At 65.9% G+C, this 18,244-nt stretch carries 21 protein-coding genes; 17 read left to right on the top strand and 4 right to left on the bottom strand.

From position 1 onward, the window contains the following. Nucleotides 1–57 precede the first annotated feature (57 nt). The 16 genes from ACP7EY_RS08240 to tatC all read left to right on the top strand — a co-directional run bounded on the left by ACP7EY_RS08240 (nucleotide 58) and on the right by tatC (nucleotide 11,179). Nucleotides 58–294: a BolA family protein gene (locus ACP7EY_RS08240; RefSeq protein WP_426192304.1), complete on the top strand. Its 237-nt coding sequence runs from the start codon at nucleotides 58–60 to the stop codon at nucleotides 292–294. A gap of 4 nt (nucleotides 295–298) precedes the next feature. After that, a complete protein-coding gene (gene murA, locus ACP7EY_RS08235; RefSeq protein WP_426192302.1) occupies nucleotides 299–1,552 on the top strand; it encodes a UDP-N-acetylglucosamine 1-carboxyvinyltransferase in 1,254 nt (417 codons plus the stop codon). A 5-nt stretch (nucleotides 1,553–1,557) separates the two neighbouring features. After that, on the top strand, nucleotides 1,558–2,241 hold the full coding sequence (gene hisG / locus ACP7EY_RS08230; protein WP_426192550.1) for an ATP phosphoribosyltransferase: 684 nt from the start codon (nucleotides 1,558–1,560) through the stop codon (nucleotides 2,239–2,241). A 21-nt stretch (nucleotides 2,242–2,262) separates the two neighbouring features. Then, on the top strand, nucleotides 2,263–3,597 hold the full coding sequence (hisD, locus tag ACP7EY_RS08225) for a histidinol dehydrogenase (protein ID WP_426192300.1): 1,335 nt from the start codon (nucleotides 2,263–2,265) through the stop codon (nucleotides 3,595–3,597). After that, the gene (locus ACP7EY_RS08220) at nucleotides 3,594–4,427 is read left to right on the top strand and encodes a DNA-methyltransferase (protein ID WP_426192298.1); all 834 of its coding nucleotides are present in this window, start codon (nucleotides 3,594–3,596) and stop codon (nucleotides 4,425–4,427) included. Before hisD ends, ACP7EY_RS08220 begins: the two co-directional genes overlap by 4 nt. After that, entirely contained in the window at nucleotides 4,424–5,530 is a 1,107-nt protein-coding gene (gene hisC / locus ACP7EY_RS08215) for a histidinol-phosphate transaminase (RefSeq protein WP_426192296.1), read from the top strand. The genes ACP7EY_RS08220 and hisC overlap by 4 nt, the downstream gene beginning before the upstream one ends. Beyond that, nucleotides 5,527–6,117: an imidazoleglycerol-phosphate dehydratase HisB gene (gene hisB, locus ACP7EY_RS08210; protein WP_426192294.1), complete on the top strand. Its 591-nt coding sequence runs from the start codon at nucleotides 5,527–5,529 to the stop codon at nucleotides 6,115–6,117. Before hisC ends, hisB begins: the two co-directional genes overlap by 4 nt. A 15-nt stretch (nucleotides 6,118–6,132) precedes the next feature. Next, nucleotides 6,133–6,771, top strand: a complete 639-nt coding sequence (gene hisH, locus ACP7EY_RS08205; protein WP_426192292.1) for an imidazole glycerol phosphate synthase subunit HisH — start codon at nucleotides 6,133–6,135, stop codon at nucleotides 6,769–6,771. 54 nt (nucleotides 6,772–6,825) lie between these two features. Then, nucleotides 6,826–7,614: a 1-(5-phosphoribosyl)-5-[(5-phosphoribosylamino)methylideneamino]imidazole-4-carboxamide isomerase gene (hisA, locus tag ACP7EY_RS08200; protein ID WP_426192290.1), complete on the top strand. Its 789-nt coding sequence runs from the start codon at nucleotides 6,826–6,828 to the stop codon at nucleotides 7,612–7,614. A 13-nt stretch (nucleotides 7,615–7,627) separates the two neighbouring features. Beyond that, a complete protein-coding gene (hisF, locus tag ACP7EY_RS08195) occupies nucleotides 7,628–8,389 on the top strand; it encodes an imidazole glycerol phosphate synthase subunit HisF (RefSeq protein WP_426192288.1) in 762 nt (253 codons plus the stop codon). Nucleotides 8,390–8,391: 2 nt separating this feature from the next. Beyond that, complete coding sequence (gene hisI / locus ACP7EY_RS08190) at nucleotides 8,392–8,847, top strand: phosphoribosyl-AMP cyclohydrolase (RefSeq protein WP_426192286.1); 456 nt, start codon at nucleotides 8,392–8,394, stop codon at nucleotides 8,845–8,847. After that, nucleotides 8,844–9,182 (top strand): phosphoribosyl-ATP diphosphatase, encoded by a 339-nt coding sequence (locus tag ACP7EY_RS08185; protein WP_426192284.1) that lies wholly within the window; start codon nucleotides 8,844–8,846, stop codon nucleotides 9,180–9,182. The genes hisI and ACP7EY_RS08185 overlap by 4 nt, the downstream gene beginning before the upstream one ends. Nucleotides 9,183–9,202: 20 nt before the next feature. Then, nucleotides 9,203–9,571: a histidine triad nucleotide-binding protein gene (locus ACP7EY_RS08180; RefSeq protein WP_426192282.1), complete on the top strand. Its 369-nt coding sequence runs from the start codon at nucleotides 9,203–9,205 to the stop codon at nucleotides 9,569–9,571. An 84-nt stretch (nucleotides 9,572–9,655) separates the two neighbouring features. Then, nucleotides 9,656–9,886: a Sec-independent protein translocase subunit TatA gene (tatA, locus tag ACP7EY_RS08175; RefSeq protein ID WP_426192280.1), complete on the top strand. Its 231-nt coding sequence runs from the start codon at nucleotides 9,656–9,658 to the stop codon at nucleotides 9,884–9,886. Nucleotides 9,887–9,934: 48 nt separating this feature from the next. Then, nucleotides 9,935–10,423, top strand: a complete 489-nt coding sequence (gene tatB / locus ACP7EY_RS08170; protein ID WP_426192278.1) for a Sec-independent protein translocase protein TatB — start codon at nucleotides 9,935–9,937, stop codon at nucleotides 10,421–10,423. After that, nucleotides 10,424–11,179, top strand: coding sequence for a twin-arginine translocase subunit TatC (tatC, locus tag ACP7EY_RS08165; protein WP_426192276.1), 756 nt, complete (start codon nucleotides 10,424–10,426; stop codon nucleotides 11,177–11,179). A gap of 23 nt (nucleotides 11,180–11,202) precedes the next feature. Here the strand turns inward: tatC and ACP7EY_RS08160 are convergent, their stop codons facing one another. Both ACP7EY_RS08160 and ACP7EY_RS08155 read right to left on the bottom strand, forming a co-directional pair. Continuing rightward, nucleotides 11,203–12,003 carry a CsgG/HfaB family protein gene (locus tag ACP7EY_RS08160; protein WP_426192274.1) on the bottom strand — a complete coding sequence of 267 codons (801 nt, stop codon included), beginning with the start codon at nucleotides 12,001–12,003 and terminating at the stop codon, nucleotides 11,203–11,205. 157 nt (nucleotides 12,004–12,160) lie between these two features. Next, entirely contained in the window at nucleotides 12,161–13,897 is a 1,737-nt protein-coding gene (locus ACP7EY_RS08155; protein ID WP_426192272.1) for an extracellular catalytic domain type 1 short-chain-length polyhydroxyalkanoate depolymerase, read from the bottom strand. A gap of 275 nt (nucleotides 13,898–14,172) precedes the next feature. Here ACP7EY_RS08155 and ACP7EY_RS08150 point away from each other — a divergent pair, with 275 nt between their 5' ends. Beyond that, entirely contained in the window at nucleotides 14,173–14,727 is a 555-nt protein-coding gene (locus ACP7EY_RS08150) for a fasciclin domain-containing protein (protein WP_426192270.1), read from the top strand. Between the two features lie 71 nt (nucleotides 14,728–14,798). Here the strand turns inward: ACP7EY_RS08150 and ACP7EY_RS08145 are convergent, their stop codons facing one another. Both ACP7EY_RS08145 and ACP7EY_RS08140 read right to left on the bottom strand, forming a co-directional pair. Continuing rightward, nucleotides 14,799–16,070: an MFS transporter gene (locus tag ACP7EY_RS08145; RefSeq protein WP_426192268.1), complete on the bottom strand. Its 1,272-nt coding sequence runs from the start codon at nucleotides 16,068–16,070 to the stop codon at nucleotides 14,799–14,801. 134 nt (nucleotides 16,071–16,204) lie between these two features. Then, the gene (locus ACP7EY_RS08140) at nucleotides 16,205–18,136 is read right to left on the bottom strand and encodes a DUF885 domain-containing protein (protein WP_426192266.1); all 1,932 of its coding nucleotides are present in this window, start codon (nucleotides 18,134–18,136) and stop codon (nucleotides 16,205–16,207) included. Nucleotides 18,137–18,244 lie beyond the last annotated feature (108 nt).

Raw genomic sequence — 18,244 nt, 5'->3', positions numbered from 1 at the left:
GCGCTGGCTTTTCCCCTGTTTTCATATAAAAATAAAAAACCCATAAGGACGCATACCATGGCAACCACCCCTGAACGCATTCACAGCTACATCACCGCCGGCCTGGCCTGCACCCACCTGGAAGTCGATGGCGACGGCCAGCATTTCACCGCCGTGATCGTCTCCGACGCGTTCGTCGGCAAGCGCCTGATCCAGCGCCACCAGCTCGTCTATGCGGCGCTGGGCGACCGCATGCGCGAAGAAATCCACGCACTGTCGATGAAGACGCTCACCCCCGACGAATACCAAGGATAAGACCATGGACCAGCTCAAAATTGTTGGCGGCAAGCGCCTGGCCGGCCAGATCGTCATCTCCGGCGCCAAGAACGCCGCCCTGCCCATCCTGTGCGCGGGCCTGCTCACCAGCGGCACGCTCGAACTGAGCAATGTGCCGCGCCTGCACGACGTCAAGACCATGCTCAAACTGCTGGCCAAGACGGGCCTGGCGGTGCAGCAGGACGGCGAAAACGTCACCCTCAACGGCGGTGCCATCGACAGCCTCGAAGCGCCCTACGAGCTGGTCAAAACCATGCGCGCCTCGATCCTCGTGCTGGGCCCCCTGCTGGCCCGCTTCGGCCAGGCCAAGGTGTCGCTGCCGGGCGGCTGCGCGATCGGCTCGCGTCCCGTCGATCAGCACATCAAGGGCCTCGAAGCGCTCGGCGCCACCATCCACATCGAAGGCGGCTACATCTACGCCACCTGCCCGAAACTCAAGGGCGCCAGCATCCGCACCGACATGATCACCGTCACCGGCACCGAGAACCTGCTGATGGCGGCCACGCTGGCCGAGGGCGAGACGGTGCTGGAAAACGCCGCCCAGGAACCGGAAGTGACGGACCTGGCCAATCTGCTGGTGGCGATGGGCGCGAAGATCGACGGCATCGGCACCGGCCGGCTGGTGATCCAGGGCGTGGCGCAGCTGCACGGCGCCCGCCACGCCGTCATCTCGGACCGCATCGAAGCGGCCACCTTCCTGTGCGCGGTGGCGGCCACGGGCGGCGACATCACGCTCACCAACACCCGCACCGACATCCTCGACGCGGCGCTGGTGAAACTGCGCGAGCTGGGCCTGCAAATGACGATCGGCCGCGACAGCATCCGCGCCGTCATGAACGCGCGCCCCCGTCCGGTGAGCTTTTCCACCACCGAGTATCCGGGCTTCCCCACCGACATGCAGGCCCAGTTCATGGCCGTCAACACCATCGCCGACGGCGCCAGCCGGGTCGCCGAGAACATCTTTGAAAACCGCTTCATGCACGTGCAGGAGATGAACCGCCTGGGCGCGGCCATCCGTACCGACGGCAACGTCGCCACCATCACCGGCGTGGCGCGCCTGCTCGGCGCCCCCGTGATGGCGACCGACCTGCGCGCCTCGGCCTCGCTGGTGATCGCCGCCATGGCGGCCGAAGGCACCACCATCATCGACCGCATCTACCACCTCGACCGCGGTTACGACCGCATGGAAGACAAGCTCTCGCGCGTGGGCGCCGACATCGTGCGGATCAAGGCATGAACGACATGCTCAACTCCAGCGCCTTCTCGAGCCCGGCCTCGGGCCAGCTGATCCTGGCGCTGTCGAAGGGGCGCATTTTCGACGACACCCTGCCGCTGCTGCGGGCGGCCGGCATCGAGGTGACGGAAAACCCGGAAACCTCGCGCAAGCTGATCCTGGCCACCAACGACCCCGACGTGCGCGTGATCATCGTGCGCGCCTCCGACGTGCCCACCTACGTGCAGTACGGCGCCGCCGACTTCGGCGTGGCCGGCAAGGACGTGCTGCTCGAGCATGGCGGCGAAGGGCTGTACCAGCCGATCGACCTGAACATCGCCCGCTGCCGCATGTCGGTGGCCGTGCACGCCGGCTTCGACTACGAGAAGGCAGTGCGCCAGGGCGCGCGCCTTCGCGTGGCCACCAAGTTCGTGCAGACGGCCCGCGAGCACTTCGCCAGCAAGGGCGTGCACGTCGACCTGATCAAGCTGTACGGCTCGATGGAGCTGGCGCCGCTGGTGGGCCTGTCCGACGCCATCGTCGACGTCGTCTCCACCGGCAGCACCCTGCGCGCCAACAACCTGGTCGAAGTCGAACAGATCATGGAAATCTCGTCGCGCCTGGTGGTCAACCAGGCCGCCCTGAAACTGAAGCGGGCGCGCCTGCAACCGATCCTGGCCGCGTTCGAACGCGCCTCCCTCCTGCAAGCCTGACGCTGCCCTTTTATTCTCACTATGCCTACTTCCCAGCCTGTCCAGATCCGTACCCTCGATTCGCGCGCCGACGATTTTCAAGCGACCCTGACGACCCTGCTGGCGTTCGAGGCATCGACCGACGACGCCGTCGAACAGGCCGTCGCCACCATCCTGGCCGACGTCAAGGCGCGCGGCGACGCCGCTGTGCTCGACTACACCAACCGCTTCGACCGCATCCCCGGCGGCGCCGCCAGCATGGCCGCCTTCGACATCGGCCAGGCCGAACTCGACGCCGCCCTGGCAGCGCTGCCGGCGGCCCAGCGCGCCGCCCTGCACACGGCCGCCGCCCGCATCGGCGCCTTCCACGAGCGCCAGCGCGATGAACTCAAAGGGTTCAGCTACACCGAGCCCGACGGCACCGTGCTGGGCCAGCGCATCACCCCGCTCGACCGGGTCGGCATCTACGTCCCCGGCGGCAAGGCCGCGTATCCCTCGTCGGTGCTGATGAACGCCATTCCCGCCAAGGTGGCGGGGGTGGCCGAGATCATCATGGTGGTGCCGACCCCGGATGGCGTCAAAAACCAGATGGTGCTGGCCGCCGCCGCCATCGCCGGCGTCACCCGCGTGATCACCATCGGCGGCGCCCAGGCCGTCGCCGCGCTGGCCTACGGCACCGAGACCATCGGCGCCGTCGACAAGATCGTCGGCCCCGGCAACGCCTATGTCGCCGCCGCCAAGCGCCGCGTGTTCGGCACCGTCGGCATCGACATGATCGCCGGTCCCTCGGAAATCCTGGTGCTGTGCGACGGCAGCACCGACCCCGACTGGGTCGCCATGGACCTGTTCTCGCAGGCCGAGCACGACGAACTGGCCCAGGCCATCCTGCTGTGCCCGGACGCCGACTACATCGCCCGCGTCCAGGCCAGCATCGACCGCCTGCTGCCGACCATGGCGCGCCATGCCACCATCCGCACCTCGCTGCGCGACCGCGGCGCCCTGATCCGCGTGCGCGACATGGACGAAGCGTGCGCCATCGCCAACGCCATCGCCGCCGAGCACCTGGAAATCTCGGCCCTCGAGCCGCAGCAGTGGGCCGATAAAATCCGCCATGCGGGCGCGATGTTCCTGGGCCGCTTCTCGTCGGAGTCGCTGGGCGACTACTGCTGCGGCCCCAACCACGTGCTGCCCACCTCGCGCACGGCGCGCTTTTCCTCGCCGCTGGGCGTGTACGACTTTCAAAAGCGCTCGTCGGTCCTGTACGTGTCGGAAGCGGGCGCGCAAACGCTGGGCGCGGTCGCCGCCGAACTGGCCTATGGCGAAGGTTTGCAGGCGCACGCCCGCAGCGCCGAGCTGCGGATGAAGAGCCGCCAATGACCGACTGGCGCGACCGGGTGTTTTGCGAGGACGCCCTGAGCGGCCTGGCCCGCATTCCGGACGGCGCGGTCGACCTGATCCTCACCGATCCCCCGTACAACCTGGGCAAGGACTACGGCAACGCGTCCGACCAGCAGAGCGAGGCCGATTTCCTGGCCTGGACGGCGCGCTGGATCGACCTGGCCATCCCCAAGCTCAAGGACAACGGCAGCCTGTACATCTTCGCCACCTGGCGCTATTCGCCGGAGATCTTCGTCATGCTCAAGCAGCGCATGACGATGATGAACGAGATCATCTGGGACCGCCGGGTGCCGTCGATGGGCGGCAGCGTGCGCAGTTACAGCTCGGTGCACGACACCATCGGCTTTTTTGTCCGCCGCAAGGACTATTATTTTGACCTCGACGCGGTGCGCATTCCCTACGACGCCGTCACCAAGAAGGCCCGCTCGCGGGCGATTTTCGTCGGCTCGAAGTGGCTCGAACTGGGCTACAACCCGAAAGACCTGTGGAGCGTCTCGCGCCTGCACCGCGAGCATCCCGAGCGCGCCGAGCACCCCACCCAGAAGCCGCTGGAAATCATCGAGCGCATGATCAAGGCCTCCTGTCCGCCCGGCGGCGTGGTGCTCGACCCGTTCATGGGCAGCGGCACCACGGCGCTGGCGGCGCGCCGCACGGGCCGCCACTTCGCCGGCTTCGAACTGAACGAGGATTACTGCGCCATCATCGCGCAGCGCCTGGTCACCCCCATCGCCGACACCATCGCGCAAAAAAAGGCGGTCAAGCGGGCCGCCAAAAAAACTCCCGACGACCTTCTCCTGAAAACCCCATGACCTCCATCGACCGCCTCATCGCCAACACCATCCGCGCCGACGTGCGCGCCGTGGCCAGCTACGTCGTCGCCGACGCCAGCGGCTTCATCAAGCTCGACGCCATGGAAAACCCGTACCAGCTGCCCGCCGAGCTGCACGAGGAACTGGGCCGGCGCCTGGCCGCGGCGGCGCTCAACCGCTATCCCGTGGCCAGCTACGCCAGCCTGAAAGAAGCCATCTGCGAGGAGCTGGGCGTGCCGGACGGTTACAACGTCATTCTCGGCAACGGCTCCGACGAGCTCATTGCCATCATCGACACCGCCACCGCCCGCCAGGACCAGCGCGCCACCGTGCTCGCGCCCGTGCCCGCCTTCGTCATGTACCAGCGCTCGGCGCAGTTCGCCGGCATGGATTTCGTGGGCGTGCCTTTGACGGCCGACTTCGCCCTCGACATGCCGGCCATGCGCGCGGCCATCGCCCAGCACCAGCCGGCGGTGCTGTACCTCGCTTACCCCAACAACCCGACCGGCAATCTGTTCGACGCCGCCGACATGGCCGAGCTGATCGACCTGCTGGGCGAGAAGGGCATCGCCGTCATCGACGAGGCCTACGAGCCGTTCGCCCAGACCAGCTTCATGGAGCACCTGCCCGAGTTCCCCAACCTGGTCGTCATGCGCACGCTGTCGAAACTGGGCCTGGCCGGCATCCGCCTGGGCTACATGTCGGCCGCGCCCGCCCTACTGGCCCAGTTCGACAAGGTGCGCCCGCCCTACAACGTCAATGTGCTCACCCAGGTGGCGGCCGAATTCGCCCTCGAACACATCGATATCCTCGACGCCCAGGCCGACAGCATCAATGCCGCGCGCACCGTGCTGGCGGCCGATTTGGCCGCCCTGGCCGGCGTCACGGTGTTTGAATCGAGCGCCAATTTCCTGTTGTTCCGGGTGGCCGATTCGGCCGCCGTGACGGACAAACTGGCGGCGGCGAAGGTGTTGGTCAAAAATCTCGGTAAAATGCACCCACTGCTGGCAAACTGCATCCGCGTGACCGTCAGTACCCCGGACGAGAATGCCGCTTTCATGGCCGCCCTGGCCGCCGCCCTCACAGAATCAACGACATCATGAACCGCACCGCCGAAATCATCCGCAACACCAACGAGACCAAGATCCGCGTTGCCATCAATCTCGATGGCACGGGCCAGCAAAAGCTCAACACCGGCGTGCCGTTTCTCGACCACATGCTCGACCAGATCGCCCGCCACGGCTTGATCGACCTCGACGTCGAGTGCATCGGCGACCTGCATATCGACGCCCACCACTCGGTGGAAGACACCGGCATCACGCTGGGCATGGCGTTTGCCAAGGCGATCGGCGACAAGAAGGGCATCCGCCGCTACGGCCATGCCTACGTGCCGCTCGACGAGGCGCTCTCGCGCGTGGTGATCGATTTCTCCGGCCGCCCCGGCCTGGAAATGCACGTGCCGTGGAAGCGCGCGATGATCGGCAGCTTCGACGTCGACCTGGCCCACGAATTTTTCCAGGGTTTCGTCAACCACGCGCTGGTGTCGATGCACATCGATAATCTGCGCGGCGAAAACGCCCACCACCAGTGCGAAACCGTGTTCAAGGCCTTCGGCCGCGCACTGCGCATGGCCACCGAACTCGATCCCCGCTCGGCCGGGGTGATCCCCTCGACCAAGGGCAGTCTGTAAGCGACCACGGCGACCATGAATAAAATTGTTGTAGTCGACTACGGGATGGGCAATCTGCGCTCGGTGGCGCAAGCGCTGCGCGCCGTCGCGCCGCAGGCCAATGTCCTCATTTCCGGTGATCCGGCCGATATCGACAGCGCCGACCGCATCGTGCTGCCAGGGCAGGGCGCCATGCGCGACTGCATGCGCAGCCTGCGCGAGTCGGGCGTCGAGGAGGCCCTGCTGCGGGCGTCGAGGAACAAGCCCTTGCTGGGCGTGTGCGTGGGCGAGCAGATGCTGTTCGACCGCAGCGAGGAAGCCGACACGGCCGGCCTGGGCCTGCTGCCGGGCCGGGTCGTCAAGTTCCGCCTCGACGGCATGCTGCAGCAGGACGGCTCGCGCTTCAAGGTGCCGCAGATGGGCTGGAACCGGGTCCACCAGGTGCGCTCGCACCCGATCTGGGACGGCATCGGCGAAGACGCCTACTTTTATTTCGTGCACAGCTATTTCGCCCAGCCCATCGATCCGCAGGAAATCATCGGCGAGACCGATTACGGCTCGGCCTTCTGCTGCGCCGTGGCGCGTGAAAACATCGTCGCCACCCAGTTTCACCCCGAGAAAAGCGCCACCGCCGGCCTGCGCCTGTATCAGAATTTCGTTCACTGGAATCCGTAAGCTCCTGGTTAATCGATCAACCCTCTTACTTCGTTCTCAATAAAGCCCACTATCATGCTGCTCATTCCTGCCATCGACCTCAAAGACGGTCACTGCGTGCGTCTCCAACAAGGCGACATGAACCTTGCCACCGTCTTTTCCGACGACCCCGGCGCCATGGCGCTGCACTGGCTCAAGAACGGCGCGCGCCGCCTGCACCTGGTCGACCTGAACGGCGCCTTCGCCGGCAAGCCGAAAAACGCCGCGGCCATCAAGTCGATCCTGCAGGCGGTGCAGAACTACGCCGACGACAACGGCATTGACGCCATCCCCGTGCAACTGGGCGGCGGCATCCGCGACCTCGACACCATCGAGCGCTATCTCGACGATGGCATCAGCTACATCATCGTCGGCACCGCGGCGGTGAAAAACCCCGGTTTCCTGCATGACGCCTGCGGCGCCTTCCCCGGCCACATCATCGTCGGCCTCGACGCCAAGGACGGCAAGGTGGCCACCGATGGCTGGAGCAAGATGAGCGGCCACGAAGTGATCGACCTGGCCAAGAAATTCGAAGCCTACGGCGTCGAATCGATCATCTACACCGACATCGGCCGCGACGGCATGATGGGCGGCGTGAACATCGATGCCACCGTCAAGCTGGCGCAAGCCGTGAAAATCCCCGTGATCGCCTCGGGCGGCCTGCACAACCTGGCCGACGTCGAAGCGCTGTGCGCGGTGCAGGACGAGGGCATCGAAGGGGTCATCTGCGGCCGTTCGATTTACGAAGGCACCATCGACCTGAGCTCGGCCCAGCTGCGCGCCGATGAACTGTCGGTCGCCTCTTTCAAAGGCAGCGCGGCGTAAGCCGGGCCCCATCATGCTCGCAAAACGCATCATCCCCTGCCTCGACGTCACCGATGGCCGCGTCGTCAAGGGCGTCAACTTCACCGAGCTGCGCGACGCCGGCGACCCGGTGGAAATCGCCCGCCGCTACGACGGCCAGGGCGCCGACGAAATCACTTTTCTCGACATCACCGCCTCGTCCGACGACCGCGACCTGATCCTGCACATCATCGAAGCGGTCGCCTCGACCGTGTTCATTCCCCTCACCGTGGGCGGCGGCGTGCGCCGCGTCGAGGACGTGCGCCGCCTGCTCAATGCGGGCGCCGACAAGGTCAGCATGAACACCTCGGCCGTGACGAACCCGCAACTGGTGTTCGAGGCCTCGCAAAAGCACGGCTCGCAGTGCATCGTGGTGGCGATCGACGCCAAGCGGGTCGCGCCCGGCAAGTGGGAAGTGTTTACCCACGGCGGGCGCAAGGCCACGGGCCTGGACGCCATCGAGTGGGCGCAGAACATGGAGCGGCTGGGCGCCGGCGAAATCCTGCTCACCAGCATGGACCGCGACGGCACCAAGTCCGGCTTCGACCTGGGCCTCACGCGCGGCGTCTCCGACGCCGTCGGCATTCCCGTGATCGCCTCGGGCGGCGTGGGCAGCCTGCAGGACCTGGCCGATGGCATCAAGCTGGGCCGCGCCGACGCCGTCCTCGCCGCCAGCATTTTTCATTACGGCCAGCACACGGTCGAGGAAGCCAAGCGCTTCATGGCCGCGCAAGGCATTCCCATGCGCCTGGATTGACCATGACGACACCGCTTATTCCCCCCCTCGCCGCCACCACCAACGCCAAGTGGCTCAAGAAAGTCGCCTGGGACGAGCACGGGCTGGTGCCCGTCATCGCCCAGGAAGCGGCCACTGGCGACGTGTTGATGTTCGCCTGGATGAACCGCGAGGCGCTGTCCCGTACGGTCGAGCTGGGCGAGGCGGTCTACTGGTCGCGCTCGCGCAAGAAGCTGTGGCACAAGGGCGAAGAGTCCGGCCACACCCAGAAAGTGCTGGAGATCCGCCTCGACTGCGATGAAGACGTGATCCTGCTGAAAATCGAGCAGACCGGCGGCATCGCCTGCCACACGGGGCGCCACTCGTGCTTCTACCAGAAATTCGAGGGCGACGCCGCCGTCGGCGACTGGCACAACGCCGAGCCCGTGCTGGTCGACCCCGATACCATTTATACCAATCCGAAAAAGAAGAAACCATGAGCGTCATCCTGCAACGCGTGGCGGCCGTGATCGAGTCGCGCAAGAGCGCCAATGGCGGCGATCCGGCCACCTCCTACGTGGCCAAGCTGTTTTCCCGTGGCGACGACGCCATCCTGAAAAAAATCGGCGAAGAGGCCACCGAGACGGTGATGGCGGCCAAGGACGTGCGCGCCGGCGCCGACCCGTCCAAGCTGCTCTACGAAGTGGCCGACCTGTGGTTTCACTCGATGGTGCTGCTGGCGCAATTTGATTTGACGCCGCAGCAGGTACTCGATGAACTGGCGCGCCGCGAGGGTGTGTCCGGCATCGCCGAAAAACAATCGCGTCTCGACTGATCACTTTCCCAGGACTTCCCGTGGACAATTGCCTGTTTTGTAAGATCGCCGCCAAAAAAATCCCCGCCGCCATCGTCTACGAAGACGACGAGTTGCTCGCGTTCAAGGATATCAACCCGGCCGCGCCCGTGCACCTGCTGCTCATTCCGAAGTTGCACGTGGCGAGTTTGTCCGATTGCACGGACGCCCACGCGGCCATGCTGGGTCGCCTGCTGGCGCTGGCGCCGAAGCTGGCGCGCGCGCATGGCTGCGCGGTGGTGCAGGGCGAGGACGGCCCGCAAGGGGGCTACAAGACGCTGATCAACAGTGGGCCGGACGGCGGGCAGGAGGTGTACCATCTGCACCTGCACGTGATCGGCGGTCCGAAACCGTGGGCCGGGCAACGCTGACAGGGCACAAACGGCGCGTATCGCATATACTGCGCGTGTACATTTCCACGAATTCAAGGCGTTCGCGCCGGCAAGGAGAACAACATGGGTTCAATGAGTATCTGGCACTGGGTGATCGTGCTGCTGGTGGTGGTGTTGCTGTTCGGTACCAAAAAGCTGGGCAATATGGGCGCCGACGTGGGCAAGGCCGTCAAGGGCTTCAAGGATGGCGTCAAGGGCGAGGAAGACAAGTCGGCCAGCGCCGTGCCGCCCACCCAGGTGGTCGCTGACAAGTCCACCATCGACGTCGAAGCGAAGGAAAAGTCGAAGTTCTGAGCGACGCCGCCTGCCCCGCGCAGGCTGCTCGGCTGAACCGGCCCCGCCATGATCGATCTCGGTCTTTCCAAAATTGCCATCATCGGCGTTGTTGCGCTGATCGTCATCGGTCCCGAAAAGCTGCCCAAGGTGGCGCGCATGGCCGGGACGCTATATGGGCGCGCGCAACGGTATTTGCACGACATCAAGTCGGAAGTGAGCCGTGAAATCGAACTGGACGAATTGCGCAACCTGCGCAAGGAAGTCGTCGACACGGCCGAGTCGATTCGCTCCGAGGTCAACAACACCATCCACAGTTCGGTCGACGACGTCGAAGCGGCCTGGCGCGGCCATCCGGCCACGTTCGGCAATCCGACCGCCAGCGTGGCCGACCTCGAGCGCAAGGCGCGCGACTTCCGCCGCAAGAAACTGACCCGCAATTCAGCCATTCCCGGCTGGTACAAGCAACGCAACGGCGGCAAGCTGCACCTGATGTCGGGCGCCGCGCGCGTCAAAAAATACCGTCCCCGCGCCTCCACCTCTTCCAGCTTCTTCTAAATGACCGACCACGCCCAGGGCGAAGAAACCTTCATCTCCCACCTGTTCGAACTGCGCGACCGGCTCATCAAGGCCACCATCGGCATCGCGATCGTCTGTGCCGGCCTGTTTTTCTGGCCGGGGCCCGCCGCCATCTACGATTTCATCGCCCACCCGATGATCGCCTCGCTGCCGGTGGGCTCGAAAATGATCGCCACCGGTGTCATCGCGCCCTTCCTGGTGCCGATGAAGGTGACCTTGATGGTGGCGTTCATCATTGCGCTGCCGTGGGTGTTTTACCAGTTGTGGGCGTTCGTCGCGCCCGGCTTGTATGCCCACGAAAAACGGCTGGTGCTGCCGCTGGTGGTGTCCTCGTCGTTGCTGTTCATTGCCGGCGTGGCGTTCTGCTATTTCTTTGTGTTCGGCCGGGTGTTCAGTTTCATCAGCGATTTCGCGCCCAGTTCGATCGCCGTCATGCCCGACATCGAAAATTACCTCGATTTCGTCATGTCGATGTGCCTGGCCTTCGGCGCCACCTTCGAGGTGCCCGTGGTGGTGGTGATCCTGGTGCGCATGGGCATCGTCAGCGTGGAAAAGCTCAAGGAGATCCGCCCCTACGCCGTGGTGGGCGCTTTCGTCATCGCCGCCGTGGTGACGCCGCCGGACGTGGTCAGCCAGCTGTCGCTGGCCATTCCCATGTGCCTCCTGTACGAACTGGGTTTGCTGGCGGCGCCGATTTTCGCGCGCGCCACCAAGGCACCAGAAGAGGTCGCTTAGGCCCTTGCCCGCACCGGGCTCGCTCAGTTGGTCTTGAGCGTGCCGCCGTTGCCCAGGCCCCCTTCGACCGATTGCGCCTGGTAGTTGCGCACCGCCTTGACGAGCTGGTTGTACGAATCCATGAACGAAGCGGTCAGCACCTTGCCTTGCGGGGTGTTGCTGAACCCGCTGGCGCCGCCGCCGGCGCCGCCGAACAGCGCACCCATCGCCCCGTAATCCCAGTTCTTGGCGCTGCCCTCGGCGGCGGCCAGCTGGATGCCGGAACGGTTGTCGGTCAGCAGTAGCATGGTCGAGGCCTCGTTCGACTTGAGCGAGCCGCCCACGATCGAGCCGACCGAGCCCAGCATGCCGCCCACCAGCGCGCCCACGCCGCCCGTGCCGCGCGCGCTGAAGCTGACCGATGGCGTGACGGTGTAGTCGGCCGCCACCATCTGGCCCTTGCCGATGTTGCTGGTCTTGCGCAACTGGCCCGATTGCATCAGTTCGCGCTCGCCCTGCATGTTGTTGAAGGCGCGGCCCCGCTCGACCACCACAAAGCAGTTCGATTGCTGCACGATCATGCGCAGCAAGGGCACCGTGCTTTGCAGGCGGTATTCCTGGGTGAACTGGTACAGCCACGGTTGATTGGCTTCCTCGACGATGGAGAGGGTGCCCAGCGTCTTGTCGCATCGTTGCAGTTGCGTGTTGACATTCTGCGCGCTGGCGCCGCCGGCCGCACCGGTGGCGACCGTCTTGGCGCCGGGGTCGCCCAGCGTGGGCGTCATATTGGCGCAGGCGCTTAACAGCAGGGGGAGCAGCACTACGGGCAAGGCGTGGATTTTCATGGAAACCGTCCTGGTGGGTGGGGAGACTGAATAATTTTGCCAACCATCGATCGTAGCGACACCCCCTGGCACCGACTTGTCTCGCCTCAAGTAAAGTTTGCGGCAGGGACAAAAAAAGGGCGCCGCAGCGCCCTTCGTCCTGATCGACCGATTCACATCAAGGGCAATTGCCGACGATGTAGTAGCCGGCCGCCGTCTGCGCCAGGGTCGCCGTATAAAACGTGTTGTCGAGCCCCATGTTCTGGTTCGAGCCATTGGCCAGCGCGTAGCCGCCGCTGTCGTGGGCGCGCCCCGCCTGCACGTGGGCGTAGTTGCTGGCGCTGGTGGCGCTGCACACGAAGCCGCTCGAGGTGGTGCCCGTCACCACCGCCGACAGGGCGCTCTCGCCCGTGGCGCCCACCGACGACACCTGGAAATTGTAGCTGGTGGCCGCCGCCAGGGCGCCCGCCGTGTACGCGGTGGCGGCCACCGGTGTCGCCGTCACCTTGCTGCCGTTGCGGTAGACGTTGTAGCCGCTGGCATTGGCGGCGGCCGACCAGTTCAAGGCGATGCTGCTGGCGCTCACCACGCCCACCGCCAGGCCCGCCGGTGGCTGCAGCGCCGGCGCCGTGCCGACCAGGAACTGGGCGATGGCGCAGGGCGCCGAGGTCTGCGCGGTGCCGCTGTCGGTGGCCGTCACCGTGCCCGTGTAGTAGCCGTTGGCCAGCGCATAGCCCTTGCTGAAGCTGGCGCCGGCGCCGGCGGCGGGGTCGTTGACGGCGCTGGGCCCGCTCAGCACCACGGCATAGCCGGTGATGGTGCCGGCGCTGTCGGTGCCACTGGCGCTGATGGTCGCCGTGGTGCCGGCCACGCTGGCGTTGCAGGCGGTCACGGTGGGCGCCGCCAGCGTGGCCACCCGCAGATTGTTCTTGAACCAGAAATCCATGATGAACGCCGGATAGTTGACGTGGCTGGCATCGACATAATTGGTGTTCTGCCCGCCCGCGCCGGCCGGCCAGGCGTGGGCCATGCCGCTGATGCTCATCTCCGAGGTGCGCACCTTGCCGTTGGCGTCCTTGTAGCGGATGTCGCTGCCGCCGGTGGCCACCGGCACCGCCGCCTGCTGGGTAAAGCTGCCGCCGTAGGCCAGGCGCATGGCGGCCGCGTCCATCGGACCGTAGGCTTGGGCCACCGTGTAGTCGGTGCTGCCCCACACCACGCCGGCGATCTGGGTGGCGAAGCTGGCCAGGTGGCTGCCGGCCAGGCTCTTGCACTTGTTGGCGGCGCTGGTGGCCGTGAAGCCGGACGGCACGAAGCCGATTTGCGCCGTGGTGGTGCCCGGCGGCGGGCCCGCGTTGATGCCCACGCCGGCGAAAATATCGGGTGCCAGGCAGCCCAGCGCCATCGTCTCGCCGCCGCCCGAGGACAGGCCGGCCACGTAGACCTGGTTGGGGTCGATCGCATATTTGGGGTCGGCCAGGAAGCGGTTGATGAGCTTGATCAACACGGCGTCATGGCCGCTACTGCGGTTGTGGCTGGTGCTGGCGTAGTCCCAGCAGTGGTTCGAATACACATTGCCGGTGGCATTGGGCGCCAGCACCACGGCGCCGTACTGGTCGGCGGCGGCTTTCCAGTTGAAGCCGCCGCCGGTGTCGATGACGTCGGCACTGGCCGTCTGCGTGCAGCCATGCAAGGCCAGCACCAGCGCGCGCTTGCCGCCCAGCACCGGCTGCGTGCTGGGCCAGTAAAAAAAGCCCGTCAGGCTGCCGCCGTTGACGCTGTCGGCGTCCCAGGTCTGCTGGGCGCTCCAGGCGCCGCTGCCCGCTTGTACCTGGGCGTGGGCGGGCGCGAGGGCGGACAGGAGGAGGAATGCGCCGGCGCAGTGCCGGCCAGAGTGCTTGCTGGAAAAGGGCATGACGGTGTCTCCGAAATGGGGGGGAATCAGCGCCGCTGGCTTTTCGCTCTGGGGGCGCGGTGGGGAACAAGGAAAATCACGAAAAGTAACAAGTTGATTCTAGTTCACGATCCCGGCCAATTCGAGGTGCGTGCAAGCACCCTTGCTGTGCGCGAATGCACAGTGTTGCACCGAGCCCCCGCTGCATTCACAAATAGTTGAATCCGCGTGGCCGGGCCCGCCGTATATCTTCCTGTGACACCGACCTCCACCGAACAACACGACCAAGGATTATCATGAAACGTATCGTCTCCGCAGCACTTGTCGCCGGCGCCCTGCTGGCTGCATCCCCATTCACTTTTGCCGCTGACGTGATGGTGGGCGGCCAGGCCATGATGGCCTCGCGCGACATCGTCGACAATGCCGTCAACTCGGCCGATCACACCACCCTGGTGGCCGCCGTCAAGGCCGCCGGCCTGGTCGACACGCTCAAGGGCAAGGGCCCGTTCACCGTGTTCGCCCCCACCAATGCCGCCTTCGGCAAGCTGCCGGCCGGCACCGTCGACACCCTGGTCAAGCCCGAGAGCAAGGCGGCCCTGAGCAAGATCCTGACCTACCACGTGGTGGCCGGCCGCTATGACTTCATGGCCCTGTCGAACGCCATCAAGAAAGGGGGCGGCAAGGCCGAACTGGCGACCGTCGCCGGTGGCAAGCTCAGCTTCATGATGAATGGCATGCACAACATCGCCATCATCGATGAAATGGGCGGCCGCGCCAGCATCAGCACCTACGACGTCTACCAGTCGAACGGCGTGATCAACGTCGTCGACAGCGTCCTGATGCCGAAGTAATCCGCCAGCGGCGGCAAAAAAAAAGGCCAGGTGCATCACCTGGCCTTTGTTGTAGCGGGCGGCGACGCCGCCTACGCCGTGCGCTTGGTCAGCAGCAGGGCCACCAGGCTGATGACGGCGGCCACCGACAGGTAGTAGCCCACATACGGCAAGCCGTAATTGGTGGCCAGCCAGGTGGCGGCATACGGCGCCAGCGACGCGCCCAGGATGCCGGCCAGGTTGAACGTGAGCGAGGCGCCCGTGTAGCGTACCTCGGCCGGGAACAGCTCGGAGAGCAGGGTGCCCAGCGGGCCGTACGTCATGCCCATCAGGCCCAGGCCCAGCGCCAGGAACAGCGCCACCTGCACGGTGCTGCCGGAGCCGAACAGGGGCGCCAGCACCAGGCCGAAGACGGCAATCGCGCCCGACACCCAGATCATGGTTTCGCGGCGCCCCTTCCTGTCGGCCAGCACGGCCGAGAAGGGAATCGTGAGGCCGAAGAACAGCACGGCGAACAGCTGCAGCTCGAGGAACTCCTTGCGCGAAAACCCCAGCTTGCTGGTGCCCCAGCTGAGGGTGAACACCGTCATCAGGTAGAACAGCACGAAGGTGGCCAGTGCGATCAGGGTGCCCAGCACCAGCGCGCGCGTGTGGTCGCGCAGCACCGCCACGACGGGGATCTTGACGCGCTCGTTCTTGGCCAGCACGCGGGCGAAGTCCGGCGTTTCCGTCAGCTTCAGGCGCACGTACATGCCGACGATGACGAGCAGCGCGCTGGCCAGGAAGGGAATGCGCCAGCCGTAGGCAAAAAACTCGGCCTCCGTCAATACCTGGGTGAGCAGCAGGAAGGTGCCGCCCGAGAGAAAAAAGCCGATCGGCGCGCCCAGTTGGGGGAACATGCCATACCAGGCGCGCTTGCCCGGCGGCGCGTTTTCCGTCGCCAGCAGCACGGCGCCGCCCCATTCACCGCCCAGGCCCAGGCCCTGGCCGAAGCGGCACAGCGCCAGCAGCAGTGGCGCCAGCGCGCCGATGGTGGCGTAGGTGGGCAGCATGCCAATCACCACCGTCGACACGCCCATCGTCAGCAGGGCCGCCACCAGCGTCGCCTTGCGGCCCACGCGGTCGCCGAAGTGGCCGAACACGGCCGAACCGATGGGGCGCGCCAGGAAGGCCAGCGCAAACGTCGCCAGCGACTGCAAGGTGGCGGCGGCGGCGTCCGAGGCGGGGAAGAACAGCTTGGGGAACACCAGCACGGCGGCGGTGGCGTAAATATAGAAATCGAAAAATTCGATGGTGGTGCCGATCAGGCTGGCGAAAAGGACGGTGCCCGGTGAATTGGGCTTGACGGGAACGGCTTGGGTCATCGGGTCTTTCTGGTAATTGCGGGGCGCGAACTGCGCCCCTGTGGCTGGACGATTCTAGCAGCCGGGGCCGCGCTTTGCAGTGAGGGAAACTACGCAGGCGAGGGCCGGCCGGCCCCCGCGTTGGCGGCGTCAGCTTACTGCATCAGCTCGCGAATGGTCTTCACGGGCGCATTGCCGTAGCCGAGAAACTGCTCGTGAAACTGCTTGAGGTTGAACGCCGCGCCCAGCGCCTGCTTGCGTTGTTCGCGCAGTTCCATGATCTCGCTGTAGCCGCTGAAGTAGCTCGTCAGCTGCACCGACGAGAGCTGCACGCGGCGCCATTTTTCCTGCGCCTCGGCCGGCGTCTGGAAGGCCTGGCGCGCCAGCAGGTCGAGCGCCTGCGCCTCGCTCATGCCGTTCACGTGCACGCTGTAGTCGAGGATGGTGTTGGTGACGCTGCGCAGGTTCCACTTGCAGTACATCAGCCACATCTCGGGCGCGTTGTCGCCGTAGCCCGATTCGAGCATCATGCGCTCGGCATACACGGCCCAGCCCTCGACCATGGCGCCATTGCCGAACAGGGACTTGACCAGCGACGGCGACTTGTTCGCATACACGAGTTGCGCGTAGTGGCCCGGCACCGCTTCATGGATATTGAGGATCTGCAGCATCCAGGTGTTGTACTCGCGCAGGCTGCTCTCGGCCTCGGCCGCCGTCAGCGCCGTCATCGGCGTGACGTTGTACCAGGTGCGGTCCTGCGGCCGGTACGGGCCCGGCGCATCGATGCTGGCGCCGGCGATGCCGCGCTTGTACAGCGGCGTCTCGCGCACTTCCAGCGGCCGGCGGGGATCGAGCGTGAGCAGGTTGTGGGACGTCACCCAGTCCTGCAGCAGGGGGATCTGGCGGCGGATCTCGGGCAGGAAATTTTCGCGCGCGACGTGGTTGTTCGACAGCTTGTCGATCACCTGGCCGATCCTGGCGTAGCGGTCGGCCGGCTTGACCGCGTTGCCCATCACTTTCGGCCACAGCTCGTCGGCCAGGGCGCTCATCCGCGTGAGCAGTTCTTCCTTCGCCGTCAGCGCTTTTTGATACGTCTGCTCGGCGCTGCTGGCCGAGCCGATGTCGTAGCCGAACTTGGCTTCATAGAGTGCTTTGCCGAGGCGGAACGAGCGCGCGCCGCCGCTGGCGCGCTGGCGCCGGTCGAGGGCGGCCAGGAAGTCCACGTAGCCCAGCAGCGCGCTGCCTGCGTTGGCCACGCGCTGGGCGAAGATCGCCTTTTCCTGCGCCGTCAGGATCGATTCCTGGGCCGCCTTGCCCAGGTCGGCCAGCACCACCAGCGTACCGGGCGCCTGCGCAATGGCCAGCGCCGTGTGCTCGCGGGTGGGGTTGACGATGCTCGCCTGCGCCGCCTGGTAGTAGGCGGGCGCGCTGGCGAGCCGTTTTGACAGCGTGCGCAGGCGCTGCGGCTTGGCCGCGTAGTCGGTCGACAAGATCAGGTCGAGCGGCTCGGCGATGTTGTACAGGGCCGGATTCCACTCCCATTGCTTGAGGGTGGTCAGCGCGAACTGGTCGGCCTTGACCTTGTTGACCAGCACCGCCAGGTCGGTGCGCTGCTTGGGCGAGAGCTGGCGCGGATCGATCTTGCCGAATTTTTCCAGCCACTCGCCGGCGAAGCTGAGCTGTTGCGCGCGGGTGGCCGCGTTCGGAATCGACATGGCGGCGGCGCCGTCGAATTTGCCCACGCTGATGGCCGCCTCGGGATCGAGCTTCCACTGGGCGTTGAGGAACTGCTGGGCGTTGTAGTCGAGTGTGCGGTCGGCGCGCTTTTCCGACGGGGTGGTGGTGATCACCACGGGCGCCGCTGCCGCCGCCGCCGCGGGCGCCGCCGCGGGCGCCGCCGCGGGCGCAGCCTTGCCCGCCCTGGCGGCCTTGCCCGTCTTGCCCGTCTTGCTCGCCTTGTTCGCCTTGCCGCCGTGGTGGGCGCTGGCGCCGGATGGGGTGGTGGCCTTCTTGGGCTTGGCCGCCGCCACGGGCGCCATGGCGAACGCCGTCATCAGGACAGCGAGCGCAATTTTTTTTTTGATCATGTGTGGCCTCGTGAATGTGTCAATACGCCGCGCAGTGCTCACGCTGCGCCGCGGCCGCCCCGCCCACCCGGGCGACGGGCGTCAGGTTAACATCATTTGCCCCGCTTG

Source organism: Massilia sp. DWR3-1-1 (assembly GCF_049898325.1).
Lineage (GTDB): Bacteria > Pseudomonadota > Gammaproteobacteria > Burkholderiales > Burkholderiaceae_D > JAFCUW01.
This window is presented reverse-complemented; position numbering and strand designations above follow the sequence as displayed.

Excerpts from the sequence above, each read along its gene's own strand:
- hisG (WP_426192550.1), top strand. The coding sequence starts at position 1,558 with ATGCTCAACTCCAGCGCCTTCTCGAGCCCGGCCTCGGGCCAGCTGATC.
- tatA (WP_426192280.1), top strand. The coding sequence starts at position 9,656 with ATGGGTTCAATGAGTATCTGGCACTGGGTGATCGTGCTGCTGGTGGTG.
- ACP7EY_RS08155 (WP_426192272.1), bottom strand. The coding sequence starts at position 13,897 with ATGCCCTTTTCCAGCAAGCACTCTGGCCGGCACTGCGCCGGCGCATTC.
- ACP7EY_RS08140 (WP_426192266.1), bottom strand. The coding sequence starts at position 18,136 with ATGATCAAAAAAAAAATTGCGCTCGCTGTCCTGATGACGGCGTTCGCC.
- hisB (WP_426192294.1), top strand. The coding sequence starts at position 5,527 with ATGAACCGCACCGCCGAAATCATCCGCAACACCAACGAGACCAAGATC.
- hisI (WP_426192286.1), top strand. The coding sequence starts at position 8,392 with ATGACGACACCGCTTATTCCCCCCCTCGCCGCCACCACCAACGCCAAG.
- hisC (WP_426192296.1), top strand. The coding sequence starts at position 4,424 with ATGACCTCCATCGACCGCCTCATCGCCAACACCATCCGCGCCGACGTG.
- hisD (WP_426192300.1), top strand. The coding sequence starts at position 2,263 with ATGCCTACTTCCCAGCCTGTCCAGATCCGTACCCTCGATTCGCGCGCC.
- murA (WP_426192302.1), top strand. The coding sequence starts at position 299 with ATGGACCAGCTCAAAATTGTTGGCGGCAAGCGCCTGGCCGGCCAGATC.
- ACP7EY_RS08150 (WP_426192270.1), top strand. The coding sequence starts at position 14,173 with ATGAAACGTATCGTCTCCGCAGCACTTGTCGCCGGCGCCCTGCTGGCT.
- ACP7EY_RS08220 (WP_426192298.1), top strand. The coding sequence starts at position 3,594 with ATGACCGACTGGCGCGACCGGGTGTTTTGCGAGGACGCCCTGAGCGGC.
- hisF (WP_426192288.1), top strand. The coding sequence starts at position 7,628 with ATGCTCGCAAAACGCATCATCCCCTGCCTCGACGTCACCGATGGCCGC.
- tatB (WP_426192278.1), top strand. The coding sequence starts at position 9,935 with ATGATCGATCTCGGTCTTTCCAAAATTGCCATCATCGGCGTTGTTGCG.
- ACP7EY_RS08185 (WP_426192284.1), top strand. The coding sequence starts at position 8,844 with ATGAGCGTCATCCTGCAACGCGTGGCGGCCGTGATCGAGTCGCGCAAG.
- hisA (WP_426192290.1), top strand. The coding sequence starts at position 6,826 with ATGCTGCTCATTCCTGCCATCGACCTCAAAGACGGTCACTGCGTGCGT.
- tatC (WP_426192276.1), top strand. The coding sequence starts at position 10,424 with ATGACCGACCACGCCCAGGGCGAAGAAACCTTCATCTCCCACCTGTTC.
- hisH (WP_426192292.1), top strand. The coding sequence starts at position 6,133 with ATGAATAAAATTGTTGTAGTCGACTACGGGATGGGCAATCTGCGCTCG.
- ACP7EY_RS08240 (WP_426192304.1), top strand. The coding sequence starts at position 58 with ATGGCAACCACCCCTGAACGCATTCACAGCTACATCACCGCCGGCCTG.
- ACP7EY_RS08160 (WP_426192274.1), bottom strand. The coding sequence starts at position 12,003 with ATGAAAATCCACGCCTTGCCCGTAGTGCTGCTCCCCCTGCTGTTAAGC.
- ACP7EY_RS08145 (WP_426192268.1), bottom strand. The coding sequence starts at position 16,070 with ATGACCCAAGCCGTTCCCGTCAAGCCCAATTCACCGGGCACCGTCCTT.